This is a genomic window from Streptomyces peucetius, from assembly GCF_025854275.1.
In the GTDB taxonomy this organism is placed as follows: Bacteria; Actinomycetota; Actinomycetes; order Streptomycetales; family Streptomycetaceae; genus Streptomyces; species Streptomyces peucetius_A.
This window is the reverse complement of sequence record NZ_CP107567.1, coordinates 64,324-79,799: the sequence shown is the minus strand read 5'-3', so window position 1 is coordinate 79,799 and position 15,476 is coordinate 64,324. Positions and strand designations below refer to the sequence as shown.

At 68.7% G+C, this 15,476-nt stretch carries 11 protein-coding genes and 2 pseudogenes; 4 read left to right on the top strand and 9 right to left on the bottom strand.

The features are described 5' to 3' along the window. Positions 1 to 769: 769 nt before the first annotated feature. The 3 genes and pseudogenes from OGH68_RS00340 to OGH68_RS00330 form a co-directional block, all read right to left on the bottom strand. Positions 770 to 1,044: pseudogene (locus tag OGH68_RS00340) on the bottom strand (glycerol-3-phosphate acyltransferase); the annotation flags it as partial. A 109-nt stretch (positions 1,045 to 1,153) separates the two neighbouring features. Further along, positions 1,154 to 4,339, bottom strand: coding sequence for a tetratricopeptide repeat protein (locus tag OGH68_RS00335; protein ID WP_264241232.1), 3,186 nt, complete (start codon positions 4,337 to 4,339; stop codon positions 1,154 to 1,156). Between the two features lie 136 nt (positions 4,340 to 4,475). After that, positions 4,476 to 4,814: a trypco2 family protein gene (locus OGH68_RS00330; RefSeq protein ID WP_264241231.1), complete on the bottom strand. Its 339-nt coding sequence runs from the start codon at positions 4,812 to 4,814 to the stop codon at positions 4,476 to 4,478. A gap of 208 nt (positions 4,815 to 5,022) precedes the next feature. On the opposite strand from OGH68_RS00330, the pseudogene OGH68_RS00325 reads away from it, so the two are divergent. Further along, positions 5,023 to 5,253 (top strand): annotated as a pseudogene (locus OGH68_RS00325) (NAD(P)H-dependent glycerol-3-phosphate dehydrogenase); the annotation flags it as partial. Between the two features lie 571 nt (positions 5,254 to 5,824). On the opposite strand, the gene OGH68_RS00320 reads toward OGH68_RS00325, so the two are convergent. From OGH68_RS00320 to OGH68_RS00300, 5 genes are all read right to left on the bottom strand, one after another. Further along, positions 5,825 to 6,433 carry a restriction endonuclease gene (locus OGH68_RS00320; protein ID WP_319020265.1) on the bottom strand — a complete coding sequence of 203 codons (609 nt, stop codon included), beginning with the start codon at positions 6,431 to 6,433 and terminating at the stop codon, positions 5,825 to 5,827. A 146-nt stretch (positions 6,434 to 6,579) separates the two neighbouring features. Next, positions 6,580 to 6,789 carry a hypothetical protein gene (locus tag OGH68_RS00315; RefSeq protein ID WP_264241229.1) on the bottom strand — a complete coding sequence of 70 codons (210 nt, stop codon included), beginning with the start codon at positions 6,787 to 6,789 and terminating at the stop codon, positions 6,580 to 6,582. Positions 6,790 to 7,111: 322 nt separating this feature from the next. Further along, positions 7,112 to 8,479, bottom strand: coding sequence for a UDP-N-acetylmuramoyl-tripeptide--D-alanyl-D-alanine ligase (locus tag OGH68_RS00310; RefSeq protein WP_264241227.1), 1,368 nt, complete (start codon positions 8,477 to 8,479; stop codon positions 7,112 to 7,114). Beyond that, a complete protein-coding gene (locus OGH68_RS00305; RefSeq protein ID WP_264241226.1) occupies positions 8,476 to 9,117 on the bottom strand; it encodes a C39 family peptidase in 642 nt (213 codons plus the stop codon). The genes OGH68_RS00310 and OGH68_RS00305 overlap by 4 nt, the downstream gene beginning before the upstream one ends. 96 nt (positions 9,118 to 9,213) lie before the next feature. Continuing rightward, positions 9,214 to 10,460 (bottom strand): IS3 family transposase gene (locus OGH68_RS00300; protein ID WP_264241225.1). Its coding sequence is split into 2 segments (ribosomal slippage): positions 9,214 to 10,127 and positions 10,127 to 10,460, totalling 1,248 coding nucleotides; the frame shifts between segments, so codons are not numbered across the junction. Between the two features lie 249 nt (positions 10,461 to 10,709). Between OGH68_RS00300 and OGH68_RS00295 the strand changes: the two genes are divergently transcribed. The 3 genes from OGH68_RS00295 to OGH68_RS00285 all read left to right on the top strand — a co-directional run bounded on the left by OGH68_RS00295 (position 10,710) and on the right by OGH68_RS00285 (position 13,491). Continuing rightward, on the top strand, positions 10,710 to 11,552 hold the full coding sequence (locus OGH68_RS00295; protein WP_264241224.1) for an SDR family oxidoreductase: 843 nt from the start codon (positions 10,710 to 10,712) through the stop codon (positions 11,550 to 11,552). A gap of 202 nt (positions 11,553 to 11,754) precedes the next feature. Beyond that, the gene (locus OGH68_RS00290) at positions 11,755 to 12,756 is read left to right on the top strand and encodes a DUF6624 domain-containing protein (RefSeq protein WP_264241223.1); all 1,002 of its coding nucleotides are present in this window, start codon (positions 11,755 to 11,757) and stop codon (positions 12,754 to 12,756) included. Between the two features lie 75 nt (positions 12,757 to 12,831). Next, on the top strand, positions 12,832 to 13,491 hold the full coding sequence (locus OGH68_RS00285; RefSeq protein WP_319020166.1) for a GNAT family N-acetyltransferase: 660 nt from the start codon (positions 12,832 to 12,834) through the stop codon (positions 13,489 to 13,491). Between the two features lie 259 nt (positions 13,492 to 13,750). On the opposite strand, the gene OGH68_RS00280 is transcribed toward OGH68_RS00285, so the two are convergent. Continuing rightward, a complete protein-coding gene (locus OGH68_RS00280) occupies positions 13,751 to 15,433 on the bottom strand; it encodes a hypothetical protein (protein WP_264249832.1) in 1,683 nt (560 codons plus the stop codon). Between the last annotated feature and the right edge of the window lie 43 nt (positions 15,434 to 15,476).

Genomic DNA, 15,476 nt, shown 5'->3' with positions numbered 1-15,476 from the left:
CGATGGGACGCCGGTGTACCTCGACGAGGAGACACAGATGCCGGTCCCGCCCCTGTGCGAGTTCGGCAGGTATCTGTCGACGGCACTGCTGGACGAGACCACGCTGAAGGACTACGGGCGGGTGATCGGCCGGCTGGACGACCATGTTGCCGGTCTGGACAGCGATGTGCTGTCAGCGTCGGAGTCTGATCTCGTCTCGTACCGGGGCCACCGGACTCAGCGGCAGAAGAAGCCGGTCGGAGCGTCGGTCTGGAGCCGGGAATCGTTCGTCCTGGACGACTTCTACGGCTTCCTCGTCGACCGGAAGATCTTGCCGCACCGCCCGGCGAGGCTGGCTGCGCGGGGACGCAACGCGCTGGCGCCACGGGTCCGGTCGGGCATGGACATCCGACACCTCACGTTCGAGCAGTACCGCTACCTCCGGGACGTCGGGCTGGGCGGGCAACTGCCCAACGCCCAGGTGGATCCGGCCTTCCGCGGATGGTCCCCGCTGCGCGGCCGCGCGGGCAGCGACATCGCCCTGGGCACGGGGGCACGCTGGCGGGAGTGGGCGACCGTGCTGCTTCCCGAGATCGGACTCTGGCCAGGAATGCCGGGAGGGGCAGCCGAGTACACCGTCCAAGCCGTCGCGAAATACGGCAAAGCCCGCCCGATCTATGTCCCCGAGGACGCCGTCGCGTCCGCCGACCTCTTCTGCCTGCTTGAGCGTCCGGACATCGTTCGCAGGGCGGCCCGGACCCTGGAGCGCAAGGCCCACGACCTGTTCGTGGTTGGCCCGCAGGGTCTGCGCGGGGATGGACAGCACCAGGAAGTCCGCGCCGTCCAGCGCGGCGGCCGGGTTGGTCGTCGCGGTCAGAGAGGCGGGCAGTTCGTGGTCCGGAAAGTAGCCGGGGTTGCAGTGCTGCGTGTTGATCGCGTCGGCGATCTCGCCGCGCCGGCGTGCACGATGACGCTAGTGCCGGCGTCGGCCAAAATCTTGGCGACGGCGGTGCCCCAGGACCCGGCCGAGAACACTGCCGCGCGGGCGGAATCGTGCTGGGTCACTGCGAGGTCCTCTGGTCGGGATGGCCGTCGGGTCGGGGCATCGTATCGGCTGCCTTTTCCTTTCCCGAAGTGAATGTCAGGAGGGCCAGTGACGGGCAAGATCAGACTCTCACGCATTGGGGTTATCTGTCGTCAGTCGACTTCTAATTTCCATAACGCGCTCCGCGACGATGAGGGCCTCGCCTCTTCGCCCCATCTCCGACAATCGCTGGAAAAGAGCGGTCAGCGAGGTGGCGAGGTAAGGCTCATATGTCGCCGGGTTATTCACCGCCAACCGGTGATAGATCTCCACGGCCTGTTCTGCAACGGTGAGCCCTTCGGCACCCGATAGCTCAGCACTCAGATTGGTCAGGGAGGCGGCGAGGTGAGACTCGTACGCAGCGGGATTATCCTCGACCAACCCACGCTGGATCCTTACCGCTTCCTTCAAGACGGCGAGAGCTTCGGTCCCACGGTCTGCTGCCGAGAACCGGATGCCAAGGTTGGACAGCGAAACGGCGAAGGTGGCTGCGTACAAGCCCGGGCTATCCGCTGCCAACCGGCGGTAGATCTTCACCGCCTGTTCTGCAGCGGTGAGCCCTTCGCCTTCCAACTGCGCCTCACCCAACCGAAGGCTGAGGTTGGACAGCGACCGGGCGAGTTCAGGCTCGTACGCATCCGGGTTATCCGCTGCCAACCGATGCTGAATATCCACCGCCTCCTTCACGGCGGCGAGAGCTTCGGCCCCACGTCCCAACTCACAGAGACGGTTGCTGAGATTGGACAACGACCGGGCGAGGTCGGGCTCGTACGCGGCTGGGTTATCCTCAACCATCCGACGCCGGATATCCACCGCCTCCTGCTCAGCGGCGGCCGCTTCGATATGCCGCCCCAATCTCGATAGGGGGATGCCGAGGTTGGACAGGGCGGAGGCCAGGTGAGACGCGTATTCGGCTGGGTTATCCTCAACCAACCGACGCCGGATATCCACCGCCTCCTGTCCAATGGTCACAGCTTCGGCCTCACGCCCCACATCCGACAACTTAAGACCAAGACTGGAGAGTGACACGGCAAGGTCGGGCTCGTACTCGGACGGGTTGTCCGAGACCAAGCGACGCTGGATATCCACCGCCTCCTGTCCAATGGTCAAAGCCTCAGCCCTACGCCCCACATTCGACAACCGCATGGCGAAGTTGCACAGTGCGGCAGCCAGGTAGGGCTCGTACTGGCCCGGGTCATCCCGTGCGAGCTGTCGGTCAGCTTCGACGAGGCTGGCGGTGAATCTCAGTGCGAGCAGGGCAATGACGCGGGACGAGTCGGGCAATGCGACTGTTGTAGCCTCAACGGTTTGATAGGTGAGCGTGGCTTTGTCCAGGGCAGCGTCGACGGTTTGGAGGAGCTGGCTGCTGTCGATGATGCGGCCGACGTTGTGGTGGGCGACGGCGGCACGAGCCAGCACTGTGATGAGTTGGATCTGTTGCCTCGATGTGGCCGCTTCGAGGAGAGCGGGCAGGCGAATGCCACCCCGGGCCAGAGTGCACGAAGCGTGGTATTCCGCGATACGGTCAGGCTGCAAGGAACCCCAGTAGCGGCTGGCATCGGCCGGGTAGAGCTTGGAAAGCCAGTACGCGGTACGGAGCGTCCTGTCGGCGGGCAGGCCCGGAACCGTGTTGATGACGGCGGCAGCCTCCTCCTCGCTGGTGGCCCCGCACATAGCAGCGACGGCAACGGCTGCGGCCAGGGCAGGGGTAGCCAGGCCCAGCTTGTGAGCGGGGGCTTCGGCGCTCTCCTCCCAGAAACTTTCTTCGTGCAGCAGGAGGATCTCTTCCGCGGGAGCCTCTGGTGCGGTGTCGGCGGGATTGGGGCCACGCTGCAACAGGGTGACCAGTGCCGTCATCTGCAGGGTAAGGGCGTTGTCGTAGCGAGGATCGCCCAGGTCGTCAGGTGGCTGTAGAGCGGAAGCCAGAGCTTCCCAGTCATACGCGGGAACAGTGCGGACGCGGGGCAACAAACGGGCAAGATCTCGGGCGGCGCGAGTGAAGGCGCTCAGACGTTCTTTGACAGGCTGAGTGCGAGGGATGAGGGGAGCGAGTGGCGTCGTGACGGCCGTAGTGAGCAGAGTACGGACAGCCGGGGCAGCGTTGAGCGCGTCTGTGCGCCACTCGCCGTCGGAGCGGGCGATTAGCAGCAGCCGCACGCGGTGACGGGAGCGCCGCAGCTGGTCCGCGAGGCGGCGGATCAACCGGGGACGGGTTTCGGCATAGTCGACGACGACCAGCAGGGGCAAGGCCGTGGCTAGCGTGGAGAAGTCGGGCGGGGTGTCATGGTCCACGAGCTCGGAACGCAGATGTCCAGTGGCCCAGCCCTGTTGACTGAGGATGTCGGCTAGGCGGCGGGCCAGGCGGGTCTTGCCCTGGCCGCCGGGACCGGTCAACACCCGCACCGACAGGGAGACCGACCCTGTCTCGCACCAAGTGCGCAGGTCGGCGAGTTCACTCTCACGGCCGTGGAAGGCCACGACTTCAGCATCCGCGCGCAGCAGAGCGGCCGTTGAGTTTAGATCGCGTTCAGAGGCGGCCGGAGCGAACAGGCTGACTGCCTCGGCCGGTTCCAGAACCGGTTCCCAGCCGGTATGCCGGGTGATCAGTGCGTAGAAGTCCTCGTCGGCCAAGAGGTGGGCAGTGGGAGTGGCAGACAGACGGGTTCCGTCGTCGCTCTGTCGGTCGCGACGGATGACCCCGCACAACAGCTCCTCCCCGAAGGGGTCGTCGCTAAGGACTGCGGCTCCCGATACCCCGGACCAACGGCTGTCGCTCACGGCGGCGGGCAAGGTGGGCACGGTGCTAGAGACTTCGTAGCGGCCGGCGAGGGAACCAGTGCCAGGAAGAATGTGCCCGACAAGCTGTTCATCCAAGCGGCGCCCGTCGCCAGGGGCTTTCTGCATGCGGGGAAACCCGACCAGGGTGACCGGGTGCGGGCGCGTGCCGATCAGGCGGCCGAACCGCTGGGGCGGCCGGGCGAGTAGATCACTTAGCGACTCAGGCGTATGCCAGCCGTGACCGTTGTTGACTTCGATCAGCGCGGCATCCACCATGTCATCGTTTCGCTGCCAGCAAACGGCCGCGGAAAACTCTTCGTCTCCCACGTCCGGGCGAGACACAGTCACCGCGTCTCGCTCCATCGTGGACATGCCGTCAAGGACATGTGCGGCTGTCAGTACCAGGCGCGGCGCCAGCAGATAGCCAGTGCCGAAGCCTCGCTTATCCTTGCCGGGCTTGCGGACCCGGATCTGAACCCTGCGGTCTAGCTCCACCACAGCCCTCGCCCCTCAGATTCCCATAGATGCCGAACTACTGAGTGTCGCCGCGTGATGTCGCTGGAGCGCGCCCCCTGACCTGCAAAGAAGGGCAACCGCAACGCGACATCACACGAAGATCATCAGTAGGCCGGATCTACTCCTCGTCGCTAACGTCGATGTCGCCGCCGCCTGGCTGGTGCGGCTGCAACTTCACCGTGACCGTGTGGGTCGCCCGGTCTGCGGTGCTCTTCTTCCCTCCCAAGCTGACAACGCTCCACCTCAGCCCACCGTTCTTCTCTCGGGTGTGCGCCAGCTCCATACCGAGCTCTACCGTGATCTCCCCAAGAGTGAATAGCACCTGCTTGGTGGGGTCGTCCCCAGTACCGGGAGGAGTAGCGATCCGCTTCTGCGCTACGGCGATCTGATCTCGTAGCAGCGTGATTGCGTCCGTCAGGTCCATCCCATCCTGCTCCGCACGGTCTGCGTCGCTCATCGCAGCCCCCTTCTTCTCTCTTCTCCTACGGCGGGAACGTATCTGACTACCTGTCCCGTGGCGAACTGGCAGAAGCGCATTCCACTTCTGCCAGGCAACAATTACGCTGCGGGCAGTGCCATAGCCGCACGAGGCGAACCTCAGGCCCCAGGTCACACCCCCCTCACTTCTCGCCGGATGTCTCATGAGACATGTTGAGCGTGAAGAACGCACCTTCGGCACCCACCTCGGCCATGGCCTGACCGTGGCCGAGGCGACCGCGGCCACCCGCCAGACCACCGAGGGCGTCAAGAGCGCCGAGGCAATCCTCGCCCTGGCACGCGCCCACGACGTCGAGATGCCGATCACCGAGATCGTCTCCGACCTGTTGCACGAGAAGGTCACGCTCGACGAGGCCGCGTCCGCGCTGTTGCAGCGGCCCCCCAAGCCCGAGCGCTGACCCCCGCGGCGCCCCCGGCCCTGGGGGTCTGCCGCCGTCGCCTTTGCCCTCCCGACACGGAGGTCCTCGCTATGCGCGAATCCGCGCTGTCCGTTGTCCAGATCGTGCTTACTCTCGCCCTCGTGGCGTGGATGATCACCGGCTTCACCACCTTGCCCGGCCGCTGGCTGCGGTGGAAGATGTTCTGTCGCGCACCCCATCGTCCAGCTCACCGGCACCAAAGACGGCTCCACCGAGCCGGTCAACGTCTACGAGCGCTCATGGCCCGGGCAGGGGCCCTACGTGCTGCTCCAGAGGCTTCCGGTAGCTAGACGGCTGTGGCCGCGATATCGAGGGCGACGGTCCGACCAACTGCTTCCTACCTCGCTGCGATGCATCCGATTACTGCGCCGGATCCGGATCCGGTTGGGGACGACCCGATGGCCTGCCCAAGGCACTGCTGGACTGGCTGTGCCTGTGAGCGCCCCGGTCGAGGACGTGGCCGCAGTGGTGGGATGGAGCGTTGAGGAAGTCAGACGGCGCCGCCAGTCTGGCCGTGCGGCCGCCTGACGCCGCCGTGCCTCGGCAGGGATCAGGACCCGGAGGTGGGACGGCGAGGGGAGGGTACCGCGCTCAGGAGTTCCCACAGCGGTGGGGAGCCGGCGGCCCACTGGGCGAGCAGGTGGCGGTCGACCAGGTGGAGTCGCTGGGAGCGGGCGAAGGCGACGGCTTTGTCCGTGAAGCGGCCGTTGGTGACCAGCACGACGACATCGCCGTTGTGGACGGGCCTGCCGGTGCCATTGAGGACGTGCAGGTCCGGGGTTCCGACTGCGGAGCCGGCCAGTCCGGCCTTGCGGTGCTTACATTGGATCACCCACAGGCGGCCGAAGGGGTCCGTGGCCTTCACGTCGGCGCCGTTGTCGCCGACCCGGATCGCCTCGGGGCAGCCGTCGCGGCGCATCAGATCCCGTACGGCTTCCTCGAACTGCCGGTGGTGCAGGGCGTCGATCTGCGGCAGCGCGTAGCGCAGGCCCCGCTCCCGCACCCGGTTCCAGCGGGCGGTCTCCCGGCGCCGGTGCAGCCACACCCCACCGGCTGCCGCCGCGATCAACAGCAGGACGATCGGCACCCAGGGGTGTGCGGCCAGCCACTGCAACGCGCCGACGGGCAGGCTCCACACCACGGCGAGCACGAGGAGCAGCAGGCCAGCCTGCTCCCAGCCAGGCGTCCGCCTTCGGCGGTAGGAAGCGGGGCGACGCCTCGGCGCGGACCGGCGTTGAGAGGCGGGAGACGTACGGCTTGGGCGTCGGGCGGGGGAGCGGCGAGTGCCCTGCCGGGGTCGTGGGCTCATGTGCCGGCCTGCGAGATGCCGGTCACCAGCTGCTTGATCACGTTGAAGATGCTCTGGCCCAGCGGGGTTGGCGCGATCACGATGCCCAGGGCCAGGACGAAGAGGGCGGTGTTGCGTTCCTCGACGCGGCTTCTGGCCTGGGTCCTGCGGCGTAACCGCATCACCACGATGACCGCGAGCAGCACCCCCACGTTGATCGTCATCATGCGAATTCCGCTCCCGCCCCGCCCTCGTCTCCTGCACTGTTCTGGCTGCCCTGAAGGGGCCGGGGAACAGTGCAGCCGATCAGGCGGCCGGATCGCAGCGGGTCGGTGAACGTTGGCGGAACGTCGCCGGACGCTGTCCGGTTACCGTCCGGACATCCGTTCCCACAGGTGAACGAGGTGGAGGATCCGACCGGCCGTTCCGGCCTGGCGACCGCACTCGCCCAGGAGAACCGGCCTCGACACCGGCCACCCGCAGCTCCGAGCGGGCCGGGGCCGGCGGCAGATGGCCATCCGAACGGGTGCCTGCGGACCCTGTGGTGGATCAGACGGTGAGGAGCTGGTCGGCGACGGCGTCCAGGCCCAGGGCGTGGGCGCCCTTGACGAGCAGGACGTCGCCTGGGAGGAGGATGGCGCGGACGGCGGCGCTGACCGTGTCGGCGGTATGCCGGTCGGGGGCGGTACCGGTGGCGGCGGTGTAGGTGTCGGTCAGGACGTCGGCGTCCTCTCCGGTGCCGACGACAAGGAGGTGGGCGAGGCCGGCGCGGGCGGCGGCGTCAGCGACGCGCCGGTGCCACTCGACGGAGGCGTCGCCGAGCTCGGCCATCTCGCCCAGGACCGCGATCCGTCGACGACCGCGCCCCACTTCGGTCAGGGCGTCGAGGGCGGCCAGGACGGACTCGGGGGAGGCGTTGAAGGCGTCGTTGATGACGCTGACACCGTCGGTGCGGGTGGTGACGGCCATGCGTCCTCCGGTGGCCATCCGGGCCTCGGACAGGGCCGTGGCGACGGTGTCGAAGGACACTCCGGCGGCGAGCGCGGTCGCGGCGGCGGCCAGCGCGTTTGTGACGTTGTGCCTGCCGTAGACGGTGAGTTGGACGGGCGCGGTCTGGCCCTGGTGGTGGAGGGTGAAGGTCGGGCGGCCCTTGTCGGTGGTGATGTCGGTGGCGCGCACGTCGGCGCCCTCGTCGGTTCCGAAGGTGAGGATCCGGCCGTCGTGTTCCCGGCGCATGGCGGCCACGAGCGGGTCGTCGGCGTTGAGAACGGCTGTGCCAGTCGCCGGGAGGGCGCGGACGATCTCGGCCTTGGCATCCGCGATGGCATCCCGGGAGCCGAACTCCCCGACATGCGCGGAACCGATACCCAGGACAGTGGAGATACCGGGGCGGGCGATGACGCACAGGGCCTGGATGTGGCCCTTGCCGCGCGCGCCCATCTCCAGCACGAGGTACCGGGTACCGGGCCGGACGGAGCTCACGGTGACAGGGAAGCCGATCTCGTTGTTGAAGGAGGCCCGGTTGGCGACGGTGGGGGCGTGAGCGGCCAGGACGTGGGCGAGGAGGTCCTTGGTGGTGGTCTTGCCCGCCGAGCCGGTGATGCCGATGGTGACGCCGTCGTAGCGCTGGTGGACGGCGCGGGCGAGGTCGGACATGGCGGTCAGGACGTCGGGGACAAGGACGGCCGGGACGTGCACCGGGCGTTGGGCGAGCGCGGCGACGGCTCCCTGCTCGACGGCGAGGGCGGCGAAGTCGTGGCCGTCGACCAGAGCGCCGGTGAGGCAGGCGAACAGGGCGCCGGGGGCGGGATGGCGGGAGTCGAACGCGAGCGGCGCGTCGACCACGGGGGTGCCGTCGGTGGTGTCGAGTACGCCCCCGGTGGCGGCGGCGATCTCGGCGAGGGTCATGGGGATCATCGGACCGGCTCCTCGGTGTGCGACAGGACGATGCCGCGGCGGGCGTAGAAGCGGGGCAGGTCGGCCCAGGGGACGCGGTGGGCGCGCTGGCTGTGGTCGGGAAGACCGCTGGGGTTGTTGATGCGCAGGGCCGTCTTGTCGGCGCCGACGGCCAGGACAAGGTGGCCGCCCCGGGAGGCGGGGTGCGGGGCAAGTGTCCGGATCGTCTTGTGGACCGAGATGACGACGAGGGATCCGGCGTGAAGAGCGTCGGCGATCTGCGTCTCACCCAGGTCGGTGTGGACGGTGGCGGTAATCGCAGGCCATCGGCGGGTGACGTACACGGCGAAGGGCCGGTAGATCAGACCCCTCACGGTGTCGTCGGCGCGTGCATAGGCCCCGACCTCGCACAGGTCAGTCACGAGCGGCATGACGGGCGGGACCTGCTCACCGAAGTAGTCCAGGGCCATGCGCAGGCAGGCGATGCCGCAGGTGCGGTCGGCCCAGAACGCGTACTCGTCAGGGTCGGCGGCGCCGGACTTCTGCCACAGGGGGTCGTCACGGACCGGTCTCGTCCCGGCGACGAACTCCGGGACGAGACCGGGTGATTCCCACTGCGAGTAGTAGGGAACCTGGTGGAGCGTCGATCGGTCGGGCATACCGTCAGTGTCACCCGCAGCACGTCGGGAGACTGGTTGAACGCGCTGTCGACAGGCCGGGCCTTCCACCCGGAAAGTGGACACCAGTTCGTGTGGTTATGCGGCGAGTGTCAGAGTAGCTGATCGCTGCTCGTAGGCGACGGGGCTGAGTTGCCCGTTCGCCGAGTGACGGCGTCTGATGTTGTAACGCGTCAGCCATTTGAAGACGCGGCGCCGGCAGGCGCCGGGCCCGCCGAAGCGGCGGGCGCCTTGGAGTGTCTCGCGTTTCAGGGAGGCGTGGAAGGACTCGCAGGCGGCGTTGTCCGCGCTGGTGCCGACCGCGCCCATGGATTGGATGACGCCCAACTCGGCGCACAGATCAGCGAATTGTCGTGATCCGTATTGCGCTCCGTGATCGCTGTGGAAGATGGCGCCATCGAGGCTGCCGCGGGTGGCGGCAGCCATCGTCAGCGCGTCGGCGACCAGGTCGGTGCGCATGTGATCGGCGATCGACCAGCCCACGATCCGGCGTGAGAAGCAGTCCAGGACCGTCGCGAGATAGAGATGCTCGCCGTCGCCGACCGGCAGGTACGTCACGTCGCCCATGTACTTCAAGTTCGGCGCGTGAGCGGTGAAGTCCCGCTTGAACAGGTCCGGTACCGGCGTCTGTGACGGTTCCGGCACGGTCGTACGCACGCGCTTGCGCAGGCGCACGCCGGTGATGCGGAACTTGCGCATGACGCGCGCGACCTTCTTCTCGTTGATCACCATGCCGTGGGTGTCACGGAGCTCGGCCGTGATCCGCGGGGCGCCATACGTCCCGTCGGAGTCTGTGTGGATGGCCCGGATCTTCTCGGCCAGATCCTCGTCGGCCTGCTCGCGCTCGGCGCGGGCGTCACGCCCGTCTCGCCACTTGTAGTAGCTGGAGCGGGCCACCTCAAGGAGTCGGCACAACCGCTGGACCTCGTGGGTCTGCCGGTGGTCCTCGATGAACTGGCAGCGGTTCACCAGGTCATCTCGGTCGCGAAAAACTTCGTGGCCTTGCGCAGGATGTCGCGTTCCTCTGCGAGCGTCGCGTTCTGCTTGCGCACCTGCTTCAGCTCGGTGCGCAGGGCCGCTATCTCGGCCTGTAGTTCTTCGCGGGTGGGCTCGCTCACCGTGGCCGGCTCCTTGGTCTTCCTCGTCGTGCTCATGGTCGTGCCCAGCTCGCTGCGGCGGGACCGCTCGGCCCGCACCCAGTCCCGCAGTGTGCCCCGGCTCACGCCCAGGTCCTCCGCGACCCCGGCCAGGGTCAGGTCCGGATCAGACAGGTACAGCGCGACGGCATCCGCCTTGAACTCCAGCGAGTAGAACTTCATCACCATAAGGGACATCTCCTCCACGGCCCCAGGTCAGAGGCCGGATCAAGGTGTCCACTCCCCGGGGGGAGGCGCCGCCGGCCAGTCAGCCGGACGGCAACCCTTACGTGCGCGGTCTTCGAAGCCTCTACTTGCGCCTCTGGGTCATGGACCGCCCCCGCCTCCCGACTCGGCCGAGTTGCCCGGCTCCAGGGCACCAGCGGATCCCGCCAAAGCCGCTCTGGGCGGCACCCGTCGCCCGTAACGTGAAGCGGCATGACTGTGCTGATCATCGGCGGCAACGGCTTCCTGGGTGCCGAGCTGGTACGCCAGGCAGTGTCCGCAGGCCGTCGCCCGGCCGCCACCTTCCACTCCCGCCCCGGCAGCGACGACGGAGCGGCATGGCATCACCTCGACCTTCGTGATTCCTTCCGCCTGGGGGAGGTCCTCGACACGGTGGCTCCGGCCGCGGTGATCAACGCGACGAGCGGCGGCGCGGACTGGGCGATCACCGCCGAAGGCGGGATCCACCTCGCCCAAGCCGCGGCCAAGCGCAGCATCCGCCTGGTGCACGTCTCCAGCGACGCCGTCTTCTCCGGCACGGGCCGCGACTGGTACGACGAGTCGTGCCTTCCGGACCCCCTCACCCCGTACGGGGCCGCGAAGGCGGCCGCCGAGACCGCCGTACGCCTCCTGTGCACCCACGCGGCCGTCGCCCGCACCTCGCTGATCATCGGCAATGGCCGCTCCGAGCACGAGCAGCTGGTGCACGCGCTGGCCGCCGGCACCCGGCAGGGCGCCTTGTACACCGACGACATCCGCTGCCCCGTACACGTGGAGGACCTGGCCGCCGCCCTGTGGGAGATCACTCGATCCGACGCCGCCGGCGTGTTCCACCTGGCCGGCCCGGACGCCCTGAGCCGCTACGAGCTGGGCGAGCTCATCGCCCGCCGCGACGGCCTCGACCCTGCCCGGCTGCCCTCGGCGCGCCGCTCCGATACGGGACTGCCCGGCGGGCTCGACGTACGACTCGACAGCCGCGCCACCCAGCAGAAGCTGCGCACCCGGCTCCGCGGCGCCCGCGAGTTCCTGAGCGGGAACGGCCCGGAGCCTGCCTGACTGGCGCGCTTTCCGACCCTGCGAACGGAGAAGGCGCGAGTCTCCGCGAGGTGGCCTTTCGGTGGCCGCAGGCCGCCGGAGAGTGCTTGACGTACGAGTAGGGCAGGGGCAGCAGCGATCGCGGGTCCGGACCGACGCTGATCCGACGGAGTTTGTCCGGAAGCGGTTCAGCGGATGGCCTATGGAGCTGAGAATCGGGTGCATGAGTGATCTGGTGGTGCATGAGACGGCGAGCTGCTACGCCTTCGCGCGGTTCGGCCGGCAGTGGCGGCTGTGCGTGATCGAGCACCCGCGCCTCGGGGGTGAACTCGTCCCCGGTGGGCACGCCGAGGCTGGAGAGGATGCGCTTGCGACTGCGGTACGGGAGGTGTTGGAGGAGACGGGGCACCGAGTGCGCCTGCTGCCGCCACCGCTTCCCGAGGGGTATCCGCACCCGGCGGAAGCGTCGGTGTGGCATGTCGCGTCGATGCCAGCCGCCCCGGACAACCGCTGCGGTCGGAACCACGTACACCGGGACCACATCGTCGTCGGTGCTATCGACCGGCCGTTCGCCGTGCACGGGACGCCCGAGCACACGGTCCGCTGGGTGGAGCATGGTGCGCTCGACCGGCTGAACCTTGCCGAGGACACGCGGGTGTTGGCCGGCGAGCTGTTCGAGATGATCGACCGCGTTGCGGCCGCGCGTCCCCGACCAGCGGTCGACAAGCGCCTGGCTGCCGAGCTGCTCCGGCGCCAGGAGGAAGATCAAGCCGTACGGCTGGTCCCGGTGGCCGAACGGACGCCGGAGCTGATGGAGCGGTGGCGGGCCGTCGACGAGGCGAACACAGCCTGGCTGCGAGAGCTGATCACCGCGCGCGGGTGGCCGGGCGAGGCGATGGTCGGGCGGCAGGCCGCCGGGGCCGCCTGGCTGATCGCCCAGCATGCCGACCGGCAGCCCGACTTCCAGCAGGAGTGCCTGGAGCTGCTCTCGGCCGCCGTGACCGCAGGTGACGCCGAACCGCAGCACGGCGCCCTGCTGGAGGACCGGGTACGGATCGCCCGAGGACAGCAGCAGATCTTCGGCACCCAGCTGACCCAGGGATCCGACGGCACGCTCGTCCCGTACCCCGTTGCAAACCCGGACGAGGTTGAGGAGCTGCGGGCGGCGTGGGGGTTCGCGCCGCTGGAGACGTACATCGAGCAGGTCGCGGCCGGCGTACGGTAGGGCGGCCTGGCTCAGGGACGGCAGGCAACGAGCGGTGAGCCGCCGGCTGGCAACTGCGCGCCGCCGGACACAGCGATGCGCTGGACGCCCTCCGCACGGCACTATCGACACCATGACCTCGCTGCTCCAGGCCGCCCCCCAATGGACGCTCACCGCCGTCCCCTACGGCAGCCCCAACGCCCGAACCCTCGCCCAAGCCCTCCACCAGGAGCAGCTGGCCACCTACGGCACCGCCGACGACCCCGAAGCCACCGAGGACGCAGAATTCGACGCCCCAACGGCCTGTTCCTCGTCGCCCGGCTCGGGGACGGACCGGCACTGGCCTGCGGGGGCTGGCGCACCCTCAACACCTCGGCCGCCGAGATCAAACGGATGTACGTCGCGCCACCCGCTCGCGGGCAGGGGCTCGGGCGCCGGATCCTCGCCGCTCTGGAACAGGACGTGCGCGGCCGCGGCCCCACCGAGGTCCTGCTGGAAACCGGCATACGCAACGTCGCCGCCCTCGGCCTGTACACCGCTTGCGGCTACGAGCCGATCCGCTCGTACGTCCCCGGTCATCCGGCAGCAGCCGGCGTCCCACCCCCACACTGGCCTGCTCGTGTAGCCCGCCTCAGGCCCAGGGGCCGTGGCCGTTCGCTCACCACCAAGGCCATCGCCAACCTGAACCTGCTGCCCCAGGAGATCTCCACCGTGCTGCGTCGGGCCCTCGACAGGGGAGACCTGCTCGCCATGTAGACGCGGACTGATGCTCGGTCGGCAGCGTGGCTCAATACCCACGCCTGATCGTGGGCCCCCCACCATCTGCACCGGCCGCCGTACGCGTCGCCGTCTCACACCGCAGGCGCCCTGCCAATGACCGCCGCCCCGAGTGTCCGCGAGCTCGCATGTTGCCTCCGCCGCCTTCGCGTGTTCCTCGATGCCGGGTTTGCCCGGTCCACCAGCCCTGTGCCGATCACAACATCATGGATAGCTTTGGAATGCTCAGGAGCGCGGGTCAGGCTGAAGGGAAACGGCGCCGGAAGTGCTCTGTGCGGCACTGGTGCGGGCGGCCGTCCGAGGTCGTGCAATTTCTCCCAGGCGCGGCATCACACTCAGGACAGGCGACATCCCTGACCTGCCATGTGGGAGAGGCGGGCTGCGGCTGCGCAGGGAGTCGCTGCGCGGTCTGTTTGGGACGTGCGTTCCGCGTGCTGATGATCAGCTTGAGCCGTTCTTCGTGAGGGAGCGGCCGCCGGTCCCTGCCGCCGCTGTCGTCGTCGTTGAAGCAGTACCTGCCCTTGGGGGCTTGGCAGCGGGGGCAGGGTTCTTTGAACCAGGAGCGGCGCCCCACCTGTTCATGCAGCAGCGAGGTCCGTTTCGGCCGTGCCGCACGCGGCGGGAGCGGGGCTTTCTTCTGGCGGGCGATCTGCGCCAGCGCCCCGGCGCCCTCCGCGCGCCTTGTCCAGACCTCGATCTGCCTGCGCTGCTGAGCGTCCACATACGCTCCGGCTCCGGCGGCTGCGCGGACGAGGTTCTGCACCATCTCGCGCATCGCCCGCCGCGGCTGCCCGATCCCACGGCTCTCCAAAGCGGCCAGCAGTTCCTTGACACGCTCCGCTTCGCCCCGTGCCCGCTCCTCCGCCTGCGCGGCCCGCACAACTGCCACCTCGGCCTGCCGCTGGCGCGCGTGGGAGGCCAGGCACTCGGCTGCGGCATCAGCGATGGCCGTTTCGGCTTCGGTACGGTCGTGACTCGCGACGGCGTTGGCACGCACCAGCAGAGGCCGGACCAGGCCAGCCTCCTGCTCGGCAACGGCTTGCTCCAGGTCGTGAAACAGCTCCTGCCGCGCCTGCGCCTGTTCCTCCAGCCAACGGTCCGCGTCCGCGATGGCGGCAACCAGCTGGTCCTGAAGCTCTCCTTCCACCCCTGTGAGGGCGGCGATCTCGCGGCGCACCCGGGCCACGACGACCACGGATCCCACCAGGCGGGCTTCGTCCAGCTTGCGCAGCAGTGTCTGGGCCCGCGCCTGCGCGGGCGGCACCTTCACCGTCTTGACCGCACTCCACGTGGAGGTGGGGCGGGTGCTGCGGGAGCGCACGATCTGCTCCACCGCCGGCGTCGACAACCCTCGCTCGGTCATCTTGCACTCATCCAGCGTGAACCACTCGGTGGGCCGCGCGAACGCCTCCGTACCGATCCGCACCCGGCGGGCGGTACCCTCGCTGTCCAGACGGACCCGGTGGACATACCAACGCCGGATCAGGGTGTCCCGGTCCACCGGCACGGACACCCCCAGCACCGGCTCCACGCCGTCCTCGTCCCACACGGGCACCACCGTCTGGTCCAGGTGCACGCGCAGCCCGCGCGCCTTGAAGCGGATGTCGAGCACTGATCCGATTGCCGCACCGTCCGGCCGGGCGAAATCGAAGTCGGCCTCTTCTCCGCGGGCATGGAGCCAGGACCGGGCGGCAGACTTCACATACAGGTGGTCGGCGCTCGCCACGCCCCGGGCGCGGCGTCCGCACAGGTGAGGGTGACCGTCGGGGCCGGGGTGGTGTGCGAAGTGGCAGACGCGATCGGTGTACAGCTTGGTGGTCAGCTGCATGCCGCAGCCTCCGAGCAGCAGTCCGCACCAGTACGTGTCGTGCTCGTGCCGTCGGCGAAAGGCGTCCAGCTCGATCGCCTCCAACGGCAGCATCAGCGGCTCTTCCGAGGCCGCGTTGCCCAGAACCGCCGTCTGA

Excerpts from the sequence above, each read along its gene's own strand:
- OGH68_RS00330 (WP_264241231.1), bottom strand. The coding sequence starts at position 4,814 with ATGAGCGACGCAGACCGTGCGGAGCAGGATGGGATGGACCTGACGGAC.
- OGH68_RS00315 (WP_264241229.1), bottom strand. The coding sequence starts at position 6,789 with ATGATGACGATCAACGTGGGGGTGCTGCTCGCGGTCATCGTGGTGATG.
- OGH68_RS00310 (WP_264241227.1), bottom strand. The coding sequence starts at position 8,479 with ATGATCCCCATGACCCTCGCCGAGATCGCCGCCGCCACCGGGGGCGTA.
- OGH68_RS00305 (WP_264241226.1), bottom strand. The coding sequence starts at position 9,117 with ATGCCCGACCGATCGACGCTCCACCAGGTTCCCTACTACTCGCAGTGG.
- OGH68_RS00295 (WP_264241224.1), top strand. The coding sequence starts at position 10,710 with ATGACTGTGCTGATCATCGGCGGCAACGGCTTCCTGGGTGCCGAGCTG.
- OGH68_RS00290 (WP_264241223.1), top strand. The coding sequence starts at position 11,755 with ATGAGTGATCTGGTGGTGCATGAGACGGCGAGCTGCTACGCCTTCGCG.
- OGH68_RS00285 (WP_319020166.1), top strand. The coding sequence starts at position 12,832 with ATGCGCTGGACGCCCTCCGCACGGCACTATCGACACCATGACCTCGCT.
- OGH68_RS00280 (WP_264249832.1), bottom strand. The coding sequence starts at position 15,433 with ATGCTGCCGTTGGAGGCGATCGAGCTGGACGCCTTTCGCCGACGGCAC.